Source organism: Clostridium sp. (assembly GCF_050717515.1).
GTDB lineage: Bacteria > Bacillota > Clostridia > Clostridiales > Clostridiaceae > Clostridium_AD.
In genome coordinates, this window is record NZ_JBOITL010000042.1 from 257,045 (window position 1) to 282,324 (window position 25,280).

At 30.0% G+C, this 25,280-nt stretch carries 23 protein-coding genes; 20 read left to right on the forward strand and 3 right to left on the reverse strand.

Translation table 11 applies throughout. From position 1 onward, the window contains the following. Positions 1 to 228: 228 nt before the first annotated feature. Entirely contained in the window at positions 229 to 456 is a 228-nt protein-coding gene (locus tag ACREV6_RS25525; RefSeq protein WP_431580848.1) for a hypothetical protein, read from the reverse strand. A gap of 459 nt (positions 457 to 915) precedes the next feature. On the opposite strand from ACREV6_RS25525, the gene ACREV6_RS25530 reads away from it, so the two are divergent. The 15 genes from ACREV6_RS25530 (at position 916) to ACREV6_RS25600 (ending at position 15,121) form a co-directional block, all read left to right on the forward strand. Continuing rightward, on the forward strand, positions 916 to 1,332 hold the full coding sequence (locus ACREV6_RS25530; RefSeq protein WP_431580849.1) for a hypothetical protein: 417 nt from the start codon (positions 916 to 918) through the stop codon (positions 1,330 to 1,332). Between the two features lie 293 nt (positions 1,333 to 1,625). After that, positions 1,626 to 1,928 carry a DUF2089 family protein gene (locus ACREV6_RS25535; RefSeq protein WP_431580850.1) on the forward strand — a complete coding sequence of 101 codons (303 nt, stop codon included), beginning with the start codon at positions 1,626 to 1,628 and terminating at the stop codon, positions 1,926 to 1,928. Next, the gene (locus ACREV6_RS25540) at positions 1,929 to 2,213 is read left to right on the forward strand and encodes a hypothetical protein (RefSeq protein WP_431580851.1); all 285 of its coding nucleotides are present in this window, start codon (positions 1,929 to 1,931) and stop codon (positions 2,211 to 2,213) included. It begins immediately after the preceding gene. Between the two features lie 121 nt (positions 2,214 to 2,334). Continuing rightward, the gene (locus tag ACREV6_RS25545) at positions 2,335 to 2,916 is read left to right on the forward strand and encodes an RNA polymerase sigma factor (protein ID WP_431580852.1); all 582 of its coding nucleotides are present in this window, start codon (positions 2,335 to 2,337) and stop codon (positions 2,914 to 2,916) included. Then, complete coding sequence (locus ACREV6_RS25550; RefSeq protein WP_216274345.1) at positions 2,882 to 3,682, forward strand: hypothetical protein; 801 nt, start codon at positions 2,882 to 2,884, stop codon at positions 3,680 to 3,682. The genes ACREV6_RS25545 and ACREV6_RS25550 overlap by 35 nt, the downstream gene beginning before the upstream one ends. Continuing rightward, positions 3,667 to 4,557: an ABC transporter ATP-binding protein gene (locus tag ACREV6_RS25555; RefSeq protein WP_431580853.1), complete on the forward strand. Its 891-nt coding sequence runs from the start codon at positions 3,667 to 3,669 to the stop codon at positions 4,555 to 4,557. The genes ACREV6_RS25550 and ACREV6_RS25555 overlap by 16 nt, the downstream gene beginning before the upstream one ends. A gap of 61 nt (positions 4,558 to 4,618) precedes the next feature. After that, positions 4,619 to 5,503 carry an ABC transporter ATP-binding protein gene (locus ACREV6_RS25560; protein WP_431580854.1) on the forward strand — a complete coding sequence of 295 codons (885 nt, stop codon included), beginning with the start codon at positions 4,619 to 4,621 and terminating at the stop codon, positions 5,501 to 5,503. Continuing rightward, a complete protein-coding gene (locus ACREV6_RS25565) occupies positions 5,500 to 6,672 on the forward strand; it encodes an ABC-2 transporter permease family protein (protein ID WP_431580855.1) in 1,173 nt (390 codons plus the stop codon). The genes ACREV6_RS25560 and ACREV6_RS25565 overlap by 4 nt, the downstream gene beginning before the upstream one ends. A gap of 113 nt (positions 6,673 to 6,785) precedes the next feature. Beyond that, entirely contained in the window at positions 6,786 to 7,919 is a 1,134-nt protein-coding gene (locus tag ACREV6_RS25570) for a hypothetical protein (RefSeq protein ID WP_431580856.1), read from the forward strand. A 129-nt stretch (positions 7,920 to 8,048) separates the two neighbouring features. Continuing rightward, positions 8,049 to 9,125: a hypothetical protein gene (locus tag ACREV6_RS25575; protein ID WP_431580857.1), complete on the forward strand. Its 1,077-nt coding sequence runs from the start codon at positions 8,049 to 8,051 to the stop codon at positions 9,123 to 9,125. A gap of 243 nt (positions 9,126 to 9,368) precedes the next feature. Then, entirely contained in the window at positions 9,369 to 10,484 is a 1,116-nt protein-coding gene (locus ACREV6_RS25580; RefSeq protein WP_431580858.1) for a LolA family protein, read from the forward strand. 138 nt (positions 10,485 to 10,622) lie between these two features. Beyond that, the gene (locus ACREV6_RS25585; protein ID WP_431580859.1) at positions 10,623 to 11,330 is read left to right on the forward strand and encodes a response regulator transcription factor; all 708 of its coding nucleotides are present in this window, start codon (positions 10,623 to 10,625) and stop codon (positions 11,328 to 11,330) included. After that, positions 11,327 to 12,772 (forward strand): sensor histidine kinase, encoded by a 1,446-nt coding sequence (locus ACREV6_RS25590; RefSeq protein WP_431580860.1) that lies wholly within the window; start codon positions 11,327 to 11,329, stop codon positions 12,770 to 12,772. Before ACREV6_RS25585 ends, ACREV6_RS25590 begins: the two co-directional genes overlap by 4 nt. 38 nt (positions 12,773 to 12,810) lie before the next feature. After that, on the forward strand, positions 12,811 to 13,521 hold the full coding sequence (locus tag ACREV6_RS25595) for an ABC transporter ATP-binding protein (RefSeq protein ID WP_431580861.1): 711 nt from the start codon (positions 12,811 to 12,813) through the stop codon (positions 13,519 to 13,521). After that, positions 13,514 to 15,121, forward strand: a complete 1,608-nt coding sequence (locus tag ACREV6_RS25600) for a hypothetical protein (protein WP_431580862.1) — start codon at positions 13,514 to 13,516, stop codon at positions 15,119 to 15,121. The genes ACREV6_RS25595 and ACREV6_RS25600 overlap by 8 nt, the downstream gene beginning before the upstream one ends. Before the next feature lie 87 nt (positions 15,122 to 15,208). On the opposite strand, the gene ACREV6_RS25605 is transcribed toward ACREV6_RS25600, so the two are convergent. After that, a complete protein-coding gene (locus ACREV6_RS25605; RefSeq protein WP_431580863.1) occupies positions 15,209 to 16,924 on the reverse strand; it encodes a methyl-accepting chemotaxis protein in 1,716 nt (571 codons plus the stop codon). Between the two features lie 189 nt (positions 16,925 to 17,113). On the opposite strand from ACREV6_RS25605, the gene ACREV6_RS25610 reads away from it, so the two are divergent. From ACREV6_RS25610 to ACREV6_RS25620, 3 genes are all read left to right on the forward strand, one after another. Next, positions 17,114 to 17,638: a hypothetical protein gene (locus tag ACREV6_RS25610; protein ID WP_431580864.1), complete on the forward strand. Its 525-nt coding sequence runs from the start codon at positions 17,114 to 17,116 to the stop codon at positions 17,636 to 17,638. A 224-nt stretch (positions 17,639 to 17,862) separates the two neighbouring features. After that, complete coding sequence (locus ACREV6_RS25615; RefSeq protein WP_431580865.1) at positions 17,863 to 19,686, forward strand: ABC transporter ATP-binding protein; 1,824 nt, start codon at positions 17,863 to 17,865, stop codon at positions 19,684 to 19,686. A 1-nt stretch (position 19,687) separates the two neighbouring features. After that, positions 19,688 to 21,484: an ABC transporter ATP-binding protein gene (locus ACREV6_RS25620; protein ID WP_431580866.1), complete on the forward strand. Its 1,797-nt coding sequence runs from the start codon at positions 19,688 to 19,690 to the stop codon at positions 21,482 to 21,484. Between the two features lie 98 nt (positions 21,485 to 21,582). On the opposite strand, the gene ACREV6_RS25625 is transcribed toward ACREV6_RS25620, so the two are convergent. After that, positions 21,583 to 22,863: a LysM peptidoglycan-binding domain-containing protein gene (locus ACREV6_RS25625; RefSeq protein ID WP_431580867.1), complete on the reverse strand. Its 1,281-nt coding sequence runs from the start codon at positions 22,861 to 22,863 to the stop codon at positions 21,583 to 21,585. A gap of 457 nt (positions 22,864 to 23,320) precedes the next feature. Between ACREV6_RS25625 and ACREV6_RS25630 the strand changes: the two genes are divergently transcribed. Further along, positions 23,321 to 24,670, forward strand: a complete 1,350-nt coding sequence (locus ACREV6_RS25630) for a glucose-6-phosphate isomerase (protein WP_431580868.1) — start codon at positions 23,321 to 23,323, stop codon at positions 24,668 to 24,670. A 4-nt stretch (positions 24,671 to 24,674) separates the two neighbouring features. Continuing rightward, the gene (locus tag ACREV6_RS25635; RefSeq protein ID WP_431580869.1) at positions 24,675 to 25,115 is read left to right on the forward strand and encodes a YaiI/YqxD family protein; all 441 of its coding nucleotides are present in this window, start codon (positions 24,675 to 24,677) and stop codon (positions 25,113 to 25,115) included. Positions 25,116 to 25,280: the final 165 nt, after the last annotated feature.

Here is a 25,280-nt window from a genome sequence, read left to right on the forward strand (position 1 = left end):
AAAAATGAAGTAGTGTATGATTTCAAGCGTAAAGTTTGTAAGTTATATACTACTTCATTTTTTTTTATTTGGAGGTAATAAAATGCTTCAAAAGGGAAGAAAAACAGGTTATTCTTTAGGAATTATGAAAAAGAAAAAATTTATCTAAAGGAGATTAATTTATTTGGAAAATAATTATAAGCCTATAAATAGTATAGGCTTATAATTATAAAACTATTAAATTTAAAGTTATTTAAGTGACATTTTTATTTCATCACAAATTTTACATTGGAAGACTACTACAGTATTACCATTATCATCAATAGAATAACCGACTTTCACCCAACGATGAGTATGCGTGGCACTTTGTATTGTAGTATTTGCATGATTAGTTTCTATTGTTTTTGCTGAAGCTATTACCCCACCAGAACATAACATTAATGCAGATAAAGTTAAACTTAATAATTTCTTTTTCACTATAATTACCTCCTAATATTTTGTATGATTGTAACAAATTAAATTGTAAAATAGTTACAATTTAATTATAATGCTTGTCCAATTGGAATGCAAGTGCTTTATTGTAATTATTTTACATAATGTTTTAAATATTCAAAGTGAATTTAAGCTAAAGAAAATTATGTGTTTTTAGGTTATATAAGTTTAATCTTGTATAGCTTAAAAAGCATATGATACTGTCATTTGTGTGCTTTAGTGGTGTAAGGAGAATAAAATTTCTTTTGTAAGGGATTAAGATGCCCTATTTCATAAGTGAAAAGTTGCCATCTAATTGATGTATAAGATGCTGATTATAAAACATAATATATATTAAAGTATGGCATAATAAATATTAGGTAGCAAACTGAAGAATGCAATATGGCTCAAAAGAGGTTTAAAAAGTAATTAAAAACAAATATATAATTGAAAGGTGTGCGAAAAATGAATAAATTAGAAAAGCTAATAGATGCGGGATATAAGGTGAAAATCCAATCAAGTTCTAAATTTTGTTTAACTTTAGATGATGAAACACCTTGTATGAGCTTTAATTCGGATAGCATAGAGGAAGCTATTGATTCAGCTTATGATTTTGTAAAAGAAAAGAAAAAAGTAGTAGATAAAACTGAAAAAGAAGAGCAAATAACAGATTATAAAATTATAATTGATGTACCACAAACACAAGAATTAAAAATTGATGAAGATATGCTTAATGGGGAATTTAAGACCACAACTACTGTTAGATTGTATTCAGAAGTTTGGGAGAAGTTTAAGGATTTTACTCAGACATATAAAGATTATAAAAGCATGGATTTAGTTAGCATGGCACTTCTAGAATATATTGAGAAATACAAAGAATAATATATAAGAATAGTCGTTCAACAATTAGTAATTATTATATAAAGTGGTTTGGCTTAGGCTGAATCTTTTTTTTATACTCCAAATTCTTTTAAAGTAGTAGGCATTTTCATAGAGGCCACTTTTCGGTATGTCGGTTACAAAAAGGTAGGAAATAGGGTAATTCTAATAAAACAATACAATCAATAAAATTCATTTTTGATTTAATATTGACTTTAATAAAACTAAGGTTATAATTAACATTATTGAACATATTATTTACATTACTATTAATTTATTAACGAAGGGAGTACTATATGACAATAGAAACGTTACCCAATTGGTTGGCTAACTTGGAAAATCAGGATACTGAATTCATAAAGAAGTTTATATTAGCCTCGGGTTCTTTAAAAGAGATTGCCACGCTTTACGAAGTTTCATATCCAACGGTGAGGCTTCGCTTAGATAAACTTATTCAGAAAATTGAAATTAACGATAAAAATTTTAGTGAACCTTTTACATCATTTATCAAAGAACTGGCATTGGATGAAAAATTAGATTTGGAGACAGCAAAACTTATCATTGATCAATATAAAAAAGAAAAAAAGGAGGATAAGTAAATGAAAATAGCAATTTTAATTTTAATTACAATATTATGGTTAGTACTTCAAGATTTTCTTAGTAAAAGGAATAACTTTATTTTTGGACTTATAATACCAACATTTATTTTAATTGGTGGTGTTTTATTTTTGAAATTCAAAGTCCCACATGGAGAAGAAAATGAATGGATTTTTAGAATGGTATTGGTATTAGGATTTAGTATGTCAGATTATTTTAGTGGAAGAGATAGAGTTAAAAAGAAAAAGAAAAAAGAGTTAGAAAAAATGACTATAAAGGATTTATAATATTATTTAAAATAAAAGAATAGATGTCATGAATACTTTATAAAATAGTATTTATGGCTTTTGCTTTATATAAAACCTTTTTTTGTTTTACTTCGTTATATAAGTGAAAGGGGGAGGAGACTTGGCACAATCTTGTAATCAATTAATTAAAGAAATAGTTAAAGGTAATGAAGCGGCTATGGAACTATTAGTTAAAAATAACTATAACATGGTACATAGTTTTGTTTTTAGAAGTGTTGGGGACTATAATATTTCCTACGATTTAACTCAAGAAATATTTATAAAAATGATGAAAAATATAGATAAGTATGATTGTAAAAATGGTAACTTTACTCACTGGATCTTAAAAATTGCTAGTAATCATTGTAAAGACTATTTTAGAAGTTCAGCCTATAAACAAAGAATTAATAATAAAGATATAGATGGAGAAGAAATTTATGCAGATGAGGCAGTAGTTGATATATTAGAGAAAAATGAAAGTAGAAAAGCTGTAAAAAAAGCTGTAGATAATCTGCCGACGCTTCAAAGAGAGGCTATTATTTTGAAATACTACAATAACCTGAAAATAAGAGAAATAAGCGAGGTAACAGGATTTAATGAGTCAACTATTAAATCAAGATTATTTAGTGGTATGGGAAATTTAAGAAAAATAATGGGAGGTGGAAAGTGTGAAGAAAAAGATAAAATTAATAAATACCTATGACCCATTAAACTGTAGTGAAGAATTTGATAAAGATATAGAAGGATTTTTACAAAGTTATATAGTGCCAAAAGCTAGCGAAGAAGAGGTTCAAGATACTGTTGAAAAGCTAAGGCAATATATGCCTAAGGAGAAAAAGAAATCGATTATTTTTATGATGATTAAAAATCAAGTCACATATATTAATAAATTTTACTTTTTAGCATCTCTAAGTTTAATTTTAATAGCTCTATTTTTACCTTCAAAGGATGAGTTATCATACTATAAATATTTAATTTGTAGCTCGCCAATACCTATTTTTCTGGGGTTATTTGAATTAATAAAAAGTAGGGAAGAAAAAATGTGGGAACTAGAAAAGAGTTTAAAATATAATTACAATCAAATTGTTTTATCAAGACTAATTATAATAAGTTCATTTTCAATAATTATAAATTTAACTTTATGTGGAATCTTTGCAAATAATACTTCGACTGAAATTTTGCTAAAGCTTATGACTACTTGGATGGCCCCATTTTCCCTAGTGGCTTCTATTTCTTTCTTAATGGTGTCAAGGCTACCTGGTAACAATTCAATTATTATTTGCATTTGTGCATGGATAATCGCCCTGGCTTTTGCTCAAAAGTTTTTAATAAGATTTGTAGAAAGTGCAGGAGTTCTTTCCTTAATTGTGGCTATAGTAATATCAAGCTTAGTATTTCTATGTTGCATCCATGCATTTTACAAAAGAACCATAAATTTGGAAGAGGAGACAAGATGGAACTTAGAATAGACAAAGTGACTAAAAAATTCAAGGATATATTAGCAGTAAATAATTTATCGGTTTCCTTAAGTAATGGGATATATGGACTACTTGGACCAAATGGCTCAGGCAAGACAACTCTGCTTAGAATTATTGCAGATGTTATGACTCCAACAGAAGGAAATATATATTTAGATGGAAAGAGTAAAAAAGTTTTAGAAGAGGATTATAGAGATTTGCTTGGGTATATGCCACAAAATATGGGCTTTTATAAGAACTTTACCCCAGAAAAATTTTTATATTATATATCAGAATTAAAAGGTATTGATAAAAGAGAAGCTAAAGAGAAAATAGGAGAGCTATTAAAATTTGTAAATCTTGAAAAAGATAAAAATAAGAAAATAGGAAGATTATCAGGAGGAATGCGTCAAAGACTGGGAATTGCTCAAGCCTTGTTAAATGATCCTAAAATACTTATATTAGATGAGCCAACAGCAGGATTAGATCCAAATGAAAGAATAAGATTTAAAAATCTTATATCTAATATATCAAAAGACAAAATTGTTATTTTATCTACTCATATAGTTTCAGATGTAGAATTTATAGCAAATGAAATTTTAATTATGAAAGAGGGTGCTTTAATAGGAAAAGCTACACCTTCGGAATTTATAAAGAAGTTAAGGGGAAAAGTGTGGTCGCTGACTATTACAGAAGATGAACTATATGAATTAGATTCAAAATATAAGATTGTAAATACTTATAGAGAGAAGGATTCTATTGTAGTAAGAATAGTTGGAGATGAAAAGCCACTGGAATATGCCAAGGCTCAGGAAGCTAATTTAGAAGATGTATTTTTTTATTATATAGGAAACAGCTTGCGGAAGTTGACAACATCTATACACTAGAGCTTGTCACTTTTGCCACTTGCCACGTGGGTGGCACTAGTTTGTTAAGGGAGGTAGAATTTTGGAACTTACATTAAATAAAATTTATAAATCTTTTGGTAAAACACAAATACTGAAGAATATTTCAATTACATTTGTTCCAGGGGTATATGGTTTACTAGGACCTAATGGGGCAGGTAAAACAACACTTATGAATATAATGACAAATACAATGATGTCAACTCACGGAAATGTCCTATGGAATGGCAAAGATGTACAAGCATTTGGAGAGAAATATAGAGAAATACTAGGGTACCTACCACAGGATGTAGGCTTATATCCTCATTTTACTGGGCGCAATTTTCTAAGATATATAGCTACTTTAAAAGGCTTAGATAAAAAAGAAACAGAGGAAAAAATAGAGCGATTAGCAGCAGCTGTTAACTTGACAGATGTATTAGATAAAAAGTGTGGCAAATATTCTGGAGGCATGAAACGTAGATTAGGCGTTGCTCAATCCTTATTAAATGATCCTAAGGTGCTTATTTTAGACGAACCTACTGCGGGGCTTGATCCAATGGAACGCATAAGGTTTAGAAATATGTTATCAGAAATATCATCAGATAGAATAGTAATTTTATCTACTCACATCGTCTCTGATGTTGATAGGATTGCAAATAAGGTGATTTTAATTGATGAGGGTGAAATTATTGAAAACTGTTCTACTGAGAAAATTCTAAATAATATGCAGGGTAAAGTTTGGGAGAGCGAAGTAAGTAGTGGTGATTTAAATGAAATAGAAAGTAAGTATAGAGTGGCGAATATGCAGCAAAAGGATGAGCTTATTTTGGTTCGAATAATTAGTGAAATAATGCCAACGCCAAATGCTATCAATGTAAAACCTTGCTTAGAGGATGTTTATCTATACTACTTTAACCACATTTCTAAAGGAGGCAGTGCAAAATGAGATTGATTTCTTTCGAAATGAGAAAATTATTTTGTAGTAAAATAACAATAATTACAGTTATGCTGGTTTTAATTATAAATATTGGTAGTGCTCTTTCGAATGCCCATACTTGGCATAAATACATAGGTGATGTGGATATATATAATAAAATGGTACAACCCTACGAAGGCAAGCTAGATAAAGAATTAGCAAGCAAAATAAAAACCCCACCAGGATCATCAGATGGATATGATACGAGCAGCAGTTTAAGTTACGAGCAAAGAAGAAAAGAATCTTTTGAAGAGGACTATTATTATGCAACAGAGGACGCTGAAATATGGAATTTCAATAAATATGAAAATCCTGATAACCCTCATGCTGTAACAGGATTAAGTAATTTATGTTCCACCCTAGAATCCAGAGGCGAAAAGCATAGTTACTTATATTCGGATACATTAAAAAACTTAAATATGTTAAAAGCTACTAAAGAACCTGGATATTATAATACTACTGGCTGGGCGAATGTTTTTACAGATATTGCAGGTTTGCCAGCAGTTATATATATTTCTATTGTACTTATAATGGTAATAGGTCCTATATTTTCAAATGAAAAGAGGAATAACATGGAAAAGATTATTCTTTCTACAAAAAGAGGGCTGCGTAAAATAGTGTCAGCTAAAATAATAGCTTCTTTAGTCTTTACAATAGCTTGGGTTACTTTGTTTTATGTGGTAATGTGCTTTGTAAATCTAATACCCTACGGAGCTTTAACCCGTGGGAATATACCTTTAAACAGCTTATATGGATATTTATTTACACCTTATAATTTCACAGTAATGCAAGCCTTAGGAATAATTTATTTAATAACAATCTTATCAGCTTGTACACTAACAATTATATTTTGTCTGATTTCATCACTTTCAAAGAAGAATTTCACAAGTATTGTATGTGCTTTAGTATTTGTGGTTGTTCCCATGTATATAAAAGATGATGGTGAAATAGCTAAGGCTTTAATTCTTTTTCCTTCAATAATTATGTCGGGAAATGTACCTTTTAAGAGCTATATTTCATTTGACATAAGGAATACACCTGTTATGTATCCGAATTTAGCTGTTATAGTTTTGCTAATAACTTCATTAGTAGCAATTCTTCTTACCTTTAAAGCTTATAGTCGTAAAATTAAAATTTAAATTATCACGGAGGGTGCTTGAATGCTAACCACTTCAGAAGGTGATTTAGACTTACATATAAAAGTGGAAGTATTTATCTTCAAAATGTGGTTAAGGAAAGGAAGTGGAGAAGCATGAGATTAATTATTTGGGAAATACGTAAATTATTTTTTAGCAAGCGGACAATAATTGCAACCTTAGCCATTTTAATACTTGGTCTTAGTTTAGGTCTACTAGATGGATACCATTTTCATAAGCAAGTTGAAAATGTAGCAGTATATAATGAAATGGTAAAACCCTATGAAGGCAAAATAGATAAGAAGCTAGAAGGAGATTCAACCTCTGGTTATTATGCAGATCCTAAATTTAAACCTGAAGAAAGAAGGAGCTTAACCTTTAAAAGTGAATATGGCAGGTCTATATATTTAGCTGACCTGTATAATAATAAAATAGAAAAAAATCCGGATTATAAATCCACTGTAAGTTATTTAAGTAATTTATGTAGTGCCTTAGAAAAGAAAGATACCTATTTATATAAAGATACCTCAAAGAATTTAAAAATGATAAGTTCTATAGGAGAACCGGGATATTATAATAATGTGGGATGGCAGGTAGTTTATATATTTCTTACATCTAGAAAAGGTATTTCATTAATGCTAATAGCAATAATATTAGCTATTACTCCTGTTTTTTCAGAGGAAAATGAGAATAATATGGAAAGAATTATACTTTGTACAAAAATGGGGCGCGGTAAATTTGTATCAGCAAAGATAGCAACTTCTTTTATGTTTGTTATAGTATGGACAACAATCTATTATGCATGCAATACTCTTGTACGCTTAATTCCATATAAAAATTTAAGTTCTATAAATATACCATTAAACAGTATCAGAGGCTATGGGTTTACACCTTTTAATTTCACAGTGTTACAAGGGCTCGGCATTAGCTATATCACGACTATTTTATCAGCCTTGGCATTAGGGGCTGTATTCTGTGCAATATCAGCCTGGCAAAAAAATAGCATAGTAAGTCTTGCCTTGGGCCTTGGGATTTCATTTGGTGCATTACTTATAAAGGGCAATAAAATTGTAGCCCTATGGCCTTCAATAACTATATCAAGCATAAATCTTTTTAGTAGTTATGGTTCTTATAATATTTTAAACAATCCCGTTATTTATCCAATAGTTGCTGTAGTTGTTTTAATGATCATCTTAATCATAGGAGTTTTATTTACTTATAAAAATTTTTATGGGAAGATAAAATATTAGAGAGATGTTATTTATAGAATCATAAATGATATATAACATACAAATTAACAATGAAAATAGTTTAGTTGAAAAACGAGGGAAGAAATGTAATAATAGGTAGGAACATAGATATAAAGGGGGAATTAACTTATGAAGAAATCAATTTTATTATTTGTTTTGTCAATGACTTTGATTGTTGGGCTCACTGGTTGCAGTCAACAAATAAAATTGGAAACGGGTATGGCAAACAGTTCGGCCATTAAGTCTTGTTCTTATAACACGACAGTATCTGCTGATACAACAGGGCTTAAGAAAGAAGTAGCTACAGGATTAGATTCAAGTGTGTCAAATATGCTAAGCGCAGCAAAGGTATCTTTAAATTTTAATGGAAAGATGTTAAAGACAGACGACAGGTCGAAGCTTAGCAGCAATGTAAAAGTATCCTGTGGAGGAGTATCTTTTGAAACACCAGTATATATTGATAGTTCCAATACTAAATTAGACTTTGATTTATTTGTAGGAGTACCTGATATTTTAAAAGGTATGATAGGTGCTGATTTAACAGGTATAGCAAATTTACACTTGAATTCTAAGGATTTAGAAAGCTATGTAAAGAGTGCTGGTTCTGCTGAAGAGTATAAAAAGTTTCAGGATTCAATGACAAAGATGTTTGACAGTAAGAGTAATAAGAATACTCAAGTATCAAAAGATATGCTACTTACATTCAATTCTTATTTAGATAAAAATAAGAAACAAGTAGAAACCTTTGCAAAGCTTGGTGATACATCAGCTTCAAATAATGGGGTATACACTATTAAGCTTTCAAAAGAGCACCTTAAAACTATAATTTCTAATTATTTCGGTAATGAAACATATTTTAGTAATTTTAAAGATGCTGTAAAGGAGAATGAGGGGCTATCTTCAGCAAGTGTTGGAGAAAAAGTAGAACCTGTAACTGTCCCTGATGCAAAAACAGTTATTGCAGAGTGTAATAAGTCACTGGATACTGCTAAAGCTGTGGATATAGTATCAACATTTACAATAGAAGATAAAATTATAACTAAAATAAACATTAAATTTGCTGTTGTTAACACGGATGGTAATGTAACATTTGAAATTGATAGCAAACTAAGTGATATTAATAAAGTAACTTCTATAGTTATGCCAGATAAAAACGCTGATAAGACATTGAATATTATGAAATTAATTGATCCAAAAACTAAATAATTATAATAATATGATAAAAAAACAACTAGCAGAAATACTGGTTGTTTTTTTTGCTTAGAATAAAATCCTACTTACAATTATGCTTTCTAATTATAAAGAATTTATTAAGTTTTATAAGAAGATAAAATATTCCTATATAATATAAATTGTAAGAGATGCAATATTAAATATCCACTAGGGGTTACGCGAATACCTAATAAATACGTAAAATTAATTTAAGAAAATAGAAAAGGGGAGATTATTATGATTAAGAAAAAGATTATGACTATATTTATCGGAGCAGCACTTGTAGCATCATTATTTACAGGATGCAGCCTTAAAGGGGATGTAATAATACCAGAAGATGTAATAACAAATGTAATGAAAGCAAATGAGAAAACTAAGTCTTATTATGGGGAATTTAAAATGGATAGCTACGAAAATGACAAGCTAAAAGAAAGCATGCTTTTTAAACAATGGAATGATAACTCTAGCGGTAAAATAAAAACACGTATGGAAACAGAGGATAAGACCTCAGGAAAAGTTGTAACCACAAATGATGGAGATAAACTTATATCCTATACGCAAAAAGATAAAAAAGCTCTTAGTATGAAAATAGGCGCTGAGTTAGACCTAGGTTCAAATGCAAACTACAAGGATCAATTAATTAGTCAACTGGGAAACATAAGTAAAACACACGGGTTAACCTTAAAAGGTGAAGAAAATATTGGAAGCTTTAAAACCTATCATGTTTCAGCAGTGCCAAAAGAAAAGAATAGTATTATGGGAAATCAAGATTATTGGATAGAAAAGTCAAATTGGTTTTTAGTGAAAGCTTCTTCAGAGATTGGAAATAACAAATCAATTGTAGAATATACAAAACTGGATTTCTCACCTAAATTGGAGGCTAGTTTATTTGTACAAAAGCTCCCAGCTGAGGTTAAGGTTGAAAGTATAGATGATATTGCAAAAAACAATGAAACTACTATAGATTTAAAGCAGGCTGATAAAATAGCAGGAAAACCCCTATTACACATGAAAGAAAATGCATCTTATAAGTTAAAAGAGGTTAAGTATTTAAATATTGAAAAAACCGAGCATAAAGAAATAAATCAAATTTACGAAAAAGATGGAGCTGTAGCATTTACTTTAACTACCGTAATGGATGGTAATAAAAAGACTGATAGCAATGAAGAAAGTTTAAAAATACCAGGTGAAAAGGAAATAAGTATAAGAGGTAAAAAAGCATCAGTTATGGAGTCTATTAAATGCATGTGGTGGATTGAAAATGATCTTAATTATAGTATAATTGTAGAAAATCCGAAACTTACCATGGAAGATGCTAAGAAGTTAGTGGAAGGTTTAGTGCTTACAAATTAATAAAAAACATTATATGTGCAGTAATTGTACATATAATGTTTTTTTACAATGAATTTTATTAAAAAGCAATTGTCACCTCTAAATAGATATAAAATGGTATAATATTGTATATATAAGCATATTATGGAGGATTAACCTATGAAAGAAAAAATATTAATAGTCGAGGACGATGAGGACATTGCCAGCATAATTAAAGAGCATTTGATAAAAGAAAATTATAAAGTATTTTGGTCGTCTACAGGTAAAGAAGGGCTAGAAGATTTTAAGAAAGAAGAGTTTCAGCTAGTTATGGTAGATGTTATGCTTCCGGAAATGGATGGATTTACCTTGTGTAAAAATATAAGATGGTTAAATGAAGATGTACCCATAATAATTGTGAGTGCAAAACAAACAGATTTAGATAAGGTAAAGGGTCTAAAATCAGGGGCGGATGACTATATAACAAAACCCTTTAGCCTTATGGAGATATCTGCTAGAATCGAAGCTCATTTGAGAAGGAATAGAAAAAGAGAAAACACTATTCCACTAGATAGAAAATTAGAATTTAATAAAGGGTTAACAATAATGTTAGAAGATAATAGAGTGATGCTTAAAGACTATGAAATATCCTTAACTTCAAAAGAATTTGATATTTTGCTTTTAATGGCTCAAAACCCCAATAAAGTATTTTCAAAAGGAGAGCTTTATAAACATATATGGAAAAATATTGACGTAAAGGGCAATAACACTGTTACGGTGCACATTAAAGCTCTTAGAGAAAAAATAAAAGATAGTATAAAAAATCCTACATATATTCAGACGATATGGGGTACCGGGTATAAGTTTATAGGAGAGCGGAATATATGAAACTAAAAAAATGGCTTAGTTTATCTCATTTAATTGTAATGTTAGCACCAATAATTACTGCTGCATTATTGTTTCAATTTATCATTGATTATAATAAAAATAATGATTTAAAAGATTATTTACTCATTATGAGTAAATTTAAAGTTTATGAAGATAAAATACAAAGCCCTGAAATATATAATTTGAACTTAGTAAAAGATAGAGAATTTGTAACAGGCAAAGATAAAAATTCAGTACTAATAGAATTATATAATGATGCAGGAGGAGAAATATATAATTCTAATAAAAGTAGTATGTTCTATAGTTCAAAACAAGAATTGTATTCCAATTTGTACAAGGTGATTACTGGATATAAGGCTTATACCTTAAAAAAACCAGTATTTGTAGATAGTACTTTAGTAGGATTTTATAAAATTACTATTGCAAGAAATAGTTTTGTTAAGGAGGTAAACAATAAAACTATAATTGCAATAATGTGCTTCATAGCTGTGCTTATAATAATTTATGTAGCAGTAATATTATTACTTAATAGAAAATTTAATAAGCCTATAAAACTGTTAGTAGAGGGAATGAATAATTTTGCCACGGGAAATGAAAATACGGTTAAGTACGAAAATAAAGATGAAATAGGCGAAATAATTACTAATTTTAATACCATGAAAAAAGATATAGAAGATAAAAGAAAAACTATAGAAACACAGCAAAAGACAAAAGAATATATGATTTCTGCAATATCTCACGATCTTAAAACCCCTTTGACAGCTATAAGAGCTTATTCGGAAGCTATTATTAATGAAAAGGATTCAGATATGGTGAAAATTAAAAATAAAGCTTCGGTTATATTAAATAAAAGTGATTACATGAAAAAAATGATAGATGATCTCTTGATGTACAACTTACTAACTACAAATTACGAAATGAATTTTGTGGAGGTTGAAGGTCATGAACTTTTTGAAATGCTCTTTTCAGGCTACGCGGAAGATTGTGAAAAAAATGAAATTGTGCTTAGCGCCGAAATAAGTCTTCAGGGTAAATATAGGGTGGATGTAAACCAGATGACAAGAGTGGTGGATAATTTAATGTCTAATGCTCTAAGATACACCCCTAAAAACGGCCATATTTATATGGGTGCACTTTCAATGAAGGATAAAAATCTTACACAATGGCTTAAGCAGAGGGATATTGAAAAGATAAAGCTCTATAAAAATGAGGGGTGTATACTTTTAATTAAAAATGAAGGTGAGTGTATTTCAAAAGAGGATAAAGATAAAGTGTTTTTACCTTTTTACCAGTGCGATGACTCTAGAAGCAAAAAAGCAAGTACTGGTGTGGGCCTGGGCCTTAGCATTGTTAATTTGGTAATAGAAAGGCATGAAGGAGAAGTAATGATATTTTCAGAGGATAATAGTACAGTTTTCGCTTGCTGGATTCCACAAAAATAAAACTGTGAAATAGTAAATAATTAAGGGGGCAGAATAAAATGAAATTAGTAATTAAAGATATAGAAAAAAGTTATGGAGAGAAACAGGTGCTAAAAAAAGCATCTTATACCTTTGAAAAAGGGAAAATTTATGGACTATTAGGACGAAATGGAGCAGGCAAGACCACTCTTTTTAACTGCATCAGTGGGGATCTTAAATATGAGAATGGTAGCGTGAGTATCATTGAAGGGGGACAAGCTAGCCAGGGAATAGATTACAAAAAGGTAGGGTATGTTTTTTCAGAGCCAGTGCTACCAGAGTTTTTGACTGGATATGAGTTTTTGAAATTTTATATTGATATTAATAAGGATAAAATTGAAAATTTACTTACCATAGATGAGTATTTTGATATTATAAAGATTAAAGAAGAAGACAGATATCGTTTAATGAAGGGTTATTCTCATGGAATGAAAAATAAAATGCAGATGGTTTGCCTTTTAATTACTAAACCCCCTGTAATTTTGCTAGATGAACCTTTAACTTCTTTCGATGTGGTGGTGGCACTGGAAATCAAAAATTTGCTAAAGGAAATGAAAAGTGAGCACATTATTATTTTTTCCACTCATATTCTTCAACTGGCTACAGATTTATGTGATGAAATATTGGTCTTAAATAATTGCATTTTAGAAGAAGTGGACAGTGAGATTCTAAAGAGTACTGAATTTGAAGAGAGAATTATGGAGATTTTGAAGGAGGGAGGTAATGATTAATACATTTATAAATAGTTTTAAAGTCTCTTTTGTAGAGCAAGCTAATACCTTTATATATTTCCTTAAAAGGATACCCCTTTTAGGAAAAAAGATTCCTGATAATATATATAAAAAAACTCATGCTAAAATAATTATAGGGGTTATACGTGAGATTTTAGGGGTGCTTGGTGGATTTGTAGGGAAAGCTGCATATTTAGGAATAATGATTATTCTACCCACCTATTTAATGACTAAGGACGTAGCAAAGATGCAACCTATTTTTCTGCATATATTTTTCTTTTTAAGCTTTGCTTTGGGAACAATTATGAAATCTATAATTTTTAATGAAAACAACAAACCGGCCTTTAATATGATAACCCTAATGAAGGCTGATGCAAAAGAATACTATCTTCAAGAAGTAGTATATAAAAATATAGCAAACTTTATATACTTTCTTCTTCCAGTAATAATTATAGGTTTAATAATAGGATTTTCACCACTAAAAGCTATAGTGCTTGTAGGGGAATTAATAGCTCTTAAATTGGTAGGGGAGTGGCTACAACTTTATATATATGATAAGACAGAAGTAATGCTAGCACAGAAAGGTGTATATTTATCGGTAGTAATCATTTGTGGACTTGTGCTTGCATATGCATTACCATTATTAGGCTTTACTATTGATTTTAATTTAATATTATTTAATGTTTTTGTGGTAACAATTGTATTAAGTCTAGGAGTGGTAGCATTTATATACATATGGAAATTTAATAAATATGCCACAATAGCAAAAACACTATTAACTAAAGATAAATTATTTAATAAAGAGGCTTTTAAAGTAGATATGAATTTTGGAAATGTAAAATTAGATGAAAAGAAAATGAGTAAGGAAGATTTAAACACAAAGGAATATAACAAGAAGCAGGGATATGAATATTTAAACTCAATATTTTTTCTTCGTTTTAGAAGAATAATGGTAAAACCTATAGTGGGAAGAGTTGTTTTCATAGGTATCGTATTTTTGATTGGGATGTCTTTGGTGTTTTTTATGCCAAGTAAAAAGGGAGAGCTATTGAGGGAAATCAAAAAAAGTATCCCCATGCTGGTATTTATAATGTATTTCATGTCAACGGGAGAAAGAATTTGCAAGGCTATGTTTTATAATTGTGATGCAAGTCTATTAAGATATGGTTATTATCGAGAAGCAAATGTGATTTTAGCAAACTTCACTTCAAGGCTCAAGAGAGTAGTTATTCTTAACCTGATACCAGCTTTAACTTTATGCCTTGCAATAGCTTGTATTATAGTAGCTAGTGGTTATAGCTCAGAGCTTATTTACATGATGCCATTATTTTTGTGTGTCATTTGCTTAGCTTGCTTCTTCTCTATACATCATTTATTTATGTACTATGTGTTGCAACCTTATACAGCAGAGTTAACTGTAAAAAGCCCCTTATTTAAATTTGTAAACATGGTGGTGTATATTGCTAGTTATATATGTCTTCAAATTAAGACTCCACCATATTATTTTACAGCAGGGATTATTATAACGACTATTGTATATATGGGAGTTGCATTGATTTTAACCTATAGAGTAGCTCCAAAAACTTTTAAGTTGAAATAGAGATATGTGACTTTAACACAATATAAAAAGCTGTGAATTAACAATTCACAGCTTTTTAATTATATTTTAACCTGGAACAACCAGATATTAAATTTTAAACACAGAGATGCCTATATTTAATACTTCTACACTGTCTGTGGTTTTTTTTACTTCCTCAATAATTTCATTGGATCTTTCAGTTACATCAGATACCTTTTGGGCAATGTTTGTGGTTCCTTCTGCGCCTTCATTTGAAGCCTGTGATACCTGCTCAATGGTCTTTACCACCTCTTGAAGCGAAGCTAAAAGCTCCTCTGAAGTTGAGCTAAATTCTGATACAAGATTGTTTACAAAGTCTGCATCATTGCTATATTCCCCTGCCATATTTAACAATGCATTATAATCATTCAGAATATCCTTCGATACAAAATTTAACAATTCATTAGAGCTTGCGGATAAATCCCTTACTGAACCAGTTACTTTTTCTGTTATACTTTGTATTTCAGTCACTGTATTCCTTGATTCTTCTGCAAGTTTTCTTATTTCATCTGCAACTACTGCAAAACCACGTCCTGCTTCTCCTGCTCTTGCTGCCTCAATAGATGCATTTAATGCCAAAAGATTAGTTTGTGATGATATCTGCATTATGGATTCAGATAATACATTAATTTGTGCTACTACTTTGGAATTTTCAATTGCTATTTCTAATTTATCTTTTGTTTTTGAAAATACTTGTAATGTTTTGCCTTTTGATGCTGTAACATTATTTTTAGTATCAGTTGCCCTTTTGTTTATCTCTTGAGCTTCTATAGCCCCTTCTTGTGCTTTTGTTGCTATAAATTGAACTGCTCTTTCTATTTCATCAGCTGTTGCATTTATCTCTTGGGTGGAGGCTGCTGTTTCTTCCATTCCTGCTGATAATTCTTCCGTAGTTGCAGATACTTCCTCTATATTCATATTTAAAATCTTTACATGCTCTGAAACGCTATGTACTACTGTTTTAATAATATTAGATTCTTGACTTACATTTGTAATTAAAAGTTTTAATGAATTTTGCATACCGTTAATTGCATTTGCTATATCTCCCATTTCATCTTTTCTTTTTTTAGTCTCTTCTGGAACATCCATTGTAAAATCGCCACTAGCTATGAGATTTAAATGATTTACAGCTAAAACTAAGGGATTTGAAATAGCTTTTTTTATAATAAGGCTTAAGCCTGCACCCATACATAAGGAAAGTAAAAATAATGCCCCAGTTACTTTTTTTGAATCATTAAAATCTTTATCGTTTTGTACATTTAAAGCATTAGATAGCTTTATATTATATTGGGCCAGTTCTTTTAAGCCTTTTTGAAATTCCACTTCATAATTTTCAACAGTGCTTAATTCTGCCATAGATTCTTCGCGTTTTCCCGACATTGCTAGTTTAATAGCGATATCTCTTCCTTTTATAAATTTTTCTTGATTGGCTTCAATAACAGGAATTCTATCATTTTCAAATTGATCATTATCAATTTGTTTGTAATTTGACCAGTTTGTTGCAAATGTTTTTTGCCTAACTTCTATGTCTTTAAATTTTTCATTTTGTTTATCTTTATCTGATGTATTCAATAATATATAATAGGTATCTCCCTCTATGCCCCTAGCTTGATTTCTATTATCATTTAGGTATTGAATGCTCAATAGCTGTTCATTATACATTGTTGCCATACCTTCGTGTGACTTTGAAAGATAATAATATCCAACCCCACTCATCATGATAATAAGTAATAATGCTACGCTTGAAAAAACTATAAGTTTAAATCTCACCTTTAAATTATTCATTTTAATCTCCTTCTTTTGTGTTTGTAATAATTATACTCTAGACCGCAAAATATGACAATATTTTCGTGCATAGATACAAAATACTTAAATTTTAGCATAATATTTTTTTGATTTTATATGTGGAATTATTACTTAAATCTACGAATATAAGTTATATATATCAAATGTATAGGGAGATTTAAGTAGATAATGAGAGCTAAAAAATTTGTTCCATCAGGTATCAATATAAGAAATAAAATTATATTAATAACTATCTTGATAATAGGAATAATATCAATAAGGTTTTTATATTTTTATGGAAAGAGCAAGGCATTAAGCACAATACCTAAAGATGATAACATGAAATTTACGGCTCAATTTTGTAGTGCGAATTTAATACAAAACAACAGTGTAGGGAACAAGTGGAGTTTTGAAGTAAAGATTAACGGTAAAAAGATTAAAGAAGGTAAAAAAACAAATATAACAGGTACAACAAAGGAAAAGATTAGCTTTAGTGCAAGTGCAAAAGAACGTGACTTCGTACCCGACACAGGGGCTGGAGGTATAAGTATAAACATTGCGGATTTAAAACTACCCGAAAAAAATACATACACTATTGATGTTACAGTTGCTGAAAATAAAGGTATGTATGCAGGAAATACAGCTGTCTGGAAGTTTAATTTTAGTGTTACAAGGAAAGTAAGTTTTTTAGATATAATGAGAAATATATTTTAGAATTAATGAATAAACCTGCAATTATAATGCAGGTTTATTTTAGTTATGGAGACAGTTTTGCTTAAAATATTAAAGTTTTCATAAGATGATTTTTATTTTCATTTGTTTATGGTATATTATTAGTACAAGAAAATATTGCTAAATTTGATTATTTTTGTATTGGAATATTTAAGCAGTTTAAACATGTTAAAAGCATAATTGCATAATAAAAAAGGAGGTAATTAATGGATAATAATAAAAACAATAAGCGAGGTGTTATGAATAATATTGGTTTTTTAGTTAAGAACATTTGTAAATGGGATAAGAAAGTATTGTTTTATTTTGGTTTATGTACAATAGTAACAGCTATATTACCATTTATAAGTATATTTGCTCCTAAATTTTTAATTGATGAATTAATGGGAGCTAATAGAGCAAAAAGCTTAATCACCATATTATTAAGTTATTTTGTTATATCTGCTGCATTAAACTATTTAAATGCATTTTTAGAAGGGGCTTATTCTCCCAGGTTAATGGATATAGGATTCAGGTTTGAAAGTCTTCTAAATGAAAAGTGTATGAATATGGACTTTAAATATACGCAGGACCCTAAAACCTTAAATGATATAGAAACTGCAGGAATAGCTGTAAGTGGTGCTGTTACTGGTATTCAAGGAGTGCTTCGCAAACTTTTCGGACTATTTGGTGCAGGCATTGCATTTCTCGGATATGTAACTATTGTAGTTACCTTAAGTCCATGGGTTCTATTATATTTAATAGTTAATGTAGCTACTATTTATTGTTTGACTATTAAAGTGAAAAAATATGAGTACAGCAAAAAAGATGATATTTCAGAACTAAATAGAAAAGGTAAATATATTTATGATATTATGTATAACTTTGCCTATGGTAAGGATATAAGAATTTTTAATTTAAGTCAGCGGATAGCTAATAAGTTTCAAGGATTTAACATAGAGCAAGTTAAAATTCATAAGGATATTAAATATAAGTATTTTAAGGTAGACGTAGTTGATGCTTTTCTTCTCTTTATTAGGGAAGGGCTAGTATATGTCTATTTAATTTACAAGGTAATATATGGTGGCATGAGTATAGGAAATTTCGCTATGTACTCTGCTATAATTGCAGGATTTGCAGCCTGGATGCAAAAAATATTAGATGATATAGCTCATATAAATGCACAGAATTTATATATAAACGACTATAGAAATTTTCTGGAAACTGATTTAAATGTAGAAAACTCCAATTATGTAGATATTCCTAAAGAAGAGAATTATGAAATAGAATTTAAAAATGTATCCTTTAAATATCCCAGTAGTGAAAGGTATATTTATAAAAATCTTTCCTTAAAAATAAATAAGGGTCAGAGATTAGCTATAGTAGGAGTTAATGGAGCAGGAAAAACCACATTTGTTAAACTACTAACTAGATTATACGAGCCTACAGAGGGTGAAATATTACTAAATGGAGTAAAAATTGCAAACTTCGGTAAGGAGGAATATTATAAGTTATTTTCAGTAGTATTCCAAGAGATAAAAATATTTGCTTTTTCTATAGCTGAAAATATTGCGCTTAAAGATACAGATAAAATAGATACAGAAAAGGTATTAAAGAGTGTTCATAGCGCTGGAATGGAGGAAAAAATTAATTCTTTAGAAAATGGGATAGATACATCCTTACTTAAAATATTAGATTCAACTGGTACAGAACTTTCAGGAGGCGAAAACCAGAAGTTAGCACTTGCAAGAGGCTTGTACAAAGATGGACCTATTGTAATTTTAGACGAACCTACAGCAGCATTGGACCCTATTGCAGAATACAAGGTATATAAAAGTTTTAATAGTATGATTGGTAGTAAAACAGCTCTTTTTATATCTCATAGATTAGCAAGTACACGTTTTTGTGATGTTATAGCCTTTTTTGAAGATGGAGAAATACAAGAATATGGAACCCATGAGGAACTTTTAAATAAAAATGGGAAATATGCAGAAATGTTTAATGTACAAGCTTCCTACTACAGAGAAGAAAGCTTAGAAAATGAGGGGGCATAATATGAACAAAGAAGGGGTTTTAGGATTTAAAAAGGATTTTAGTACTACTATACATTTTCTAAAGTTAACCCATGGAATATCAAAGTCGTATATTCCTCTCTTAATTGTATCATCAATATTTAAGGCGTTAATTCCTTTTATTTATATAATAATACCTAAGTTTATTATAGATGAGTTAACTAATCAAAAGAGAATAAAGGTGTTTATAGCTCTAGTGCTCATAATTATAATCGGAAATTTTATATTGAATTTAGTTAATAGGTGGTTAGACGTTATAGTTTATATAAGAAATATGGAAATTTTAAATGGGTTTAACTTATTAATAGGAAAAAAAATAATGAACATGGACTTTGAAAAAATAGAGGACCCTGAAGTTTTAGATTTAAAGGAAAAAGCTATATATCTCATTAATGATCATCGTGTTATAGGAAGAATGATAAGTGCAACAGTAAAAATATTCACACAGAGTATAACTATTATAGGACTTATAGCAGTAATTGCAACCTTAGATTTATATATTGTTTTGTTTATATTTTTTATAGTATTCTTAAATTCCTTCAACTATAAAAAATATCAGCAAGCAGGGAATGGAATGTATAAAGTATTAATTCCACTAAATAGAATCGGCCAATATTTTGATGGTGTAATTAAAGATTTTTCTATGGGTAAAGATATAAGGTTATACCATATGAGTCCTTTGATTATGAAAAAATATGAAGTATATTATAGAGATTCAGTAAAGGAATTTAAGAAGATGTTTAAAAGTGTATGGAAATATTCTGGATTTAATAAGGTGAATCTTCAAATTCAGATGGCAGTTATTTATGCTTATATGACGTATAAGGTATATATAAAAGCTATAGGCATAGGTTCTTATACAATGTATGTATCTTCAGCTATTAATTTTAGTAATGCAATATCGGAGCTTAGCACTACGTTTGTAGAGTTAGGACAAATGTGTAAATTATTAAAGTCATATATGGAATTTGAACAAATTAAATCTAAAAATATAGAAGGATATAAGAAAACCGAAGGTATAAATGAATTTAATATAGAATTCAAAAATGTATCCTTTAAGTATCCACGAAGCAAAGAGTATACTTTAAAAAGTGTGTCTATTGTTATTAAAGATAGAGAAAAGCTATCGGTAGTAGGACTAAATGGAGCAGGGAAAACTACCTTTATTAAATTACTTACAAGACTTTATGAGCCTACAGAAGGAGAAATTTTATTAAATGGTATAAACATAAGATCTTATGTTTATGAAGAATATATGAAATTGCTATCTGTAGTATTTCAGGACTTTAAGCTAATGGCATTTAGTATAAAAGAAAATATAGCCCTTAATAGTTATGAAACTTCAAAGGATGAGGATATTGAAAAAGCTCTTAAAAAGGCAGGGATGGAAAAGTATATTTTGAAACTCCCAAAAGGAATAAACACTCATATATATAAAATCTTTGAAGAAGATGGTATAGAGTTTTCAGGAGGCCAGTCTCAAAAACTAGCTATTTCAAGAGCGTTATATAAAGATGCACCAATAGTAGTGTTAGACGAACCAACAGCAGCACTTGACCCTATTTCTGAATTTGAGATATACAGTAAATTTAATGAGCTAATAGGAGAAAAAACAGCAATATATATTTCACATAGATTATCAAGCTGTAAGCTCTGCGATAGAATTGCCGTATTTCATAAGGGGGAGATTATTGAGCTGGGAACTCATGAGGAATTAATAAAAGAGCAAGGGAGTCAGTATGAAAGTATGTATAAAGCACAGGCACAGTATTATGTTTAGAATATTTTTTCTTAGATTATGCTAATAAAAGGATATGTTGCTTGGAAAGCATTCCAGCAACATATCCTTTTCGTTATAGTGTAATCCAATAAAAACCTCTAAAGCAATTTTTTTACATCGAATAGTGAATTTTGAACTAGCCAAGCTTGAGGGAAGTATTTGCCTATTGTCCAATAACTAACCCCACCTAAATTATATGCATGAGCAGTCCTAAGTTTAGCGTCCATACTCCTAGCATCTTCGAACCAAACTACATGTCTTTTCCCATTAGCAGCGTAATAGTTGAAAAATGGTGCTTGAGATATATAATCATATTGAATAGAGGCAAATACTTTTCTTGCAAGATCTACTGCTTCTACATTACCAAGTGCAGTTGCTTTAGTTCCTTTTACGTAAGGCAGCGTCCAATCATAACCATAATTGGGTATTCCCATAAAAATTTTCTTGCTTGGTATTACTGTTACAGCATAATCAAGGATTTTTTTTACTTGATTAATTGGAGCTACTGCCATTGCAGGGCCAGAAGTATATCCCCACTCGTAAGTCATCAGTATAACATGGTTAGCTACAAGACCATGAACTGGATAATCATGAGCTTCATAAAGTAATCCTTTTAGATCGCCGGAGGTTTTAGGCGCTAGGGCTGTTGTAACAATATAGCCTAAGGGTTTTAGTTTGCTTACTGTTTTACGTAAAAAATTATTATAGTTTTCTTTATCTTCTGGGTAGATATATTCTAGATCTATATCTAGACCGTAATAATTTTTGTTTTTCAATATATTAATTATGTTATTAAGTAGTGTATTTTGCACTATTTCATCTGTAAGTATAATATGGGCTAGGTCACTATCAAAGCCTCCACCCTCTTTTAAATTTGTAATTACCATCATAGGAGCTACTTTAGCCTTTCTAGCAGCCTCAATTAAAGGAACATCATTTATGCCTTTTAAAGTCCCATCAGCTAGTATCTGATAACTAAATATACTAAGGTAAGTGAGACTAGGAAGAGTCTTTACAAGAACATCCATATCTGTAGTAGGAAGAGCATAGCCATTAACTTCAAGTGAACCTAATTTTTGCGTAGATGGTGGTATAATAATAATTTCACCGGGATAAATTAGCGTAGAGTTTGTAAGGTTAGGATTTGCATCAATTAAATTTGAAACAGTTACACCATACATTTTAGCTATCATGTAAAGAGATTGACCAGGAAGGATTTTATGTGACCTCGTCCCCTGAAGTATTACAAGGGTTTGACCTACTACAAGGTCATTTGGATTTGTAAGCTCATTATCAGAAGCAATTTTTCTATATGAAACTCCATATAATTTAGAAATTTCATATAAGCTTTCTCCGCTTTTTACAACATGAATAATCAAAAAAATCACACCTTATATAGTAATATAATTTAATATATGCAACATAATGCAGTGAAGTACATCCTATATTATTTTTAATTTATTATATGTAAAGATTATTAGAATAAAAAAAGATTCGCAGAAAATACTAAAGCTATCAAGCAGGTGAAAACTTTAATTATGATATTTTTTTAAAAATTCATTTTTATAATGTTCCACAGATTACAGTAGCATAATATGTTATAAATACTAAATTCTATTTAAAAACTTGATTTATTTAAGTGAATAAACTAAAATTATTGTATGTTATTTCACTAAGCTAACCTATAAGCCAGGCAACTGCCAGCTGTCCTAAAGGATACCGGTTGTATACCCAATTTAATAAAAGTTTATAGATTTTATATACTAAATGAAAATATATATAGTAAAACAACTAATAATTGTTTTGATTTCAAGAGACAAATAAGGAGGAATATTAATGGAAAAGATTTTATCTTTAGATTTAAGCAAAACAGTTCCCTATTTAGGTGAACATGAAGTTTCATATTTTCAACCAATGGTATCTACAGCGCACAAAATGCTTAGGGATAAAACAGGCCCAGGAAATGATTTTTTAGGATGGATAGACCTTCCTGTAAATTATGATAAATCAGAATTTGATAGAATTAAAAAGGCAGCTAAAAAAATAAGCAGTAATTCTGAAGTCTTAATAGTAATTGGAATAGGCGGATCTTACCTAGGAGCAAGAGCTGCGATAGAAGCATTATCTCATAGTTTTTATAACAGTCTTTCAAACGAAAAAAGAAAATCTCCGGCAATATTTTTTGCTGGAAATAATATAAGTTCTACATATATGGCAGATTTACTAGATGCTGTAGAGGGAAAAGATATTTCAGTAAATGTAATATCAAAATCAGGAACTACTACAGAGCCAGCTATTGCCTTTAGAATATTCAAAGAACTATTAGAAAAGAAATATGGAAAAGCAGGAGCAAAAGAAAGAATTTTTGCTACTACGGATAAGTCTAAAGGAGCTCTAAAAAAATTAGCAGATGTAGAAGGATACGAAACTTTTGTGATTCCAGATGATATAGGTGGAAGATTTACAGTGCTAACACCTGTAGGATTACTTCCAATAGCAGTAGCAGGTATAGACATTGATGAAATGATGAAGGGCGCAGCGGATGCTAGAGAAGTATACAGCGTTGAAGATATAAATAACAACGATTGTTATAAATATGCAGCCGCTAGAAATGCACTATATAGAAAAGGCAAGGTTACTGAAATCCTAGTTAACTATGAGCCAGCACTTCAATATTTTGGAGAATGGTGGAAACAGCTTTATGGCGAAAGTGAAGGAAAAGACCAAAAGGGAATATTCCCAGCAGCGGTTAATTTCTCTACAGATCTACATTCTATGGGACAATATATTCAAGAAGGTGTAAGAAATATATTTGAAACAGTTATCAATGTAGAAAAGCCAAGAATAGAAGTGGTAGTAAAAGAAGAAAGTGGAGATCTAGATGGATTGAACTTTTTAGCAGGTAAAACTATGGATTTCGTTAATAAAAAAGCCTTCCAAGGAACAGTACTTGCTCATAATGATGGAGATGTACCTAATATTATTTTAAATGTGCCAACACTCACAGCATATAATTTTGGATATATGGCTTATTTCTTTGAAAAATCGTGTGCAGTAAGCGGATATTTATCAGGGGTTAATCCTTTTGATCAACCAGGAGTAGAAGCATACAAGAAGAATATGTTTGCTCTTCTTGGAAAATCAGGATATGAAGATATTAAAGCAGACCTAGAAAAAAGGCTTTAGAAAAATGAGAATTATTGTTGATGCAGATGGGTGTCCTGGAAAAAATCTAATAGAAAAAGCGGCTATAGAGCATTCTATAGAACTCATTATGTATTGTGATATTAATCATGTTTTAAATAGTGATTATGCGCAAATAAGGTATGCGGATAGTGGGTTTCAAAGTGTTGATATGAAAGTAGCTAATGAAGCAAAATCTAAAGATATAATAATTACTCAAGACTTTGGAGTTGCTGCTATGGTTTTAGCTAAAGGAGCCTATGCTATGGGACCTAAAGGACATATCTATGATGATGATAACATTGATAAGCTATTATTTGAAAGGCATATGTCTGGTAAAGTAAGACGTAGTGGAGGTAAAACCTTTGGCCCTAAAAAAAGAACATCAGAAGATGATGAAAAGCTTTATCACAATTTAATTAAATTGATTTTAAAAGCACAATCATAGCAGTAAAATGACTGCTATATTATATAAGCATAGCTAGGAACTGTTGGTGATAGCTATTTTAAAGGTTATTTTAGAGGGCTAAACAATTTATAATTGTTTAGCCCTCTAAAATTTTTAACTTAAGGCATAGTTTAAGTGGACCTACCATGGCTACAGCCACGAGAG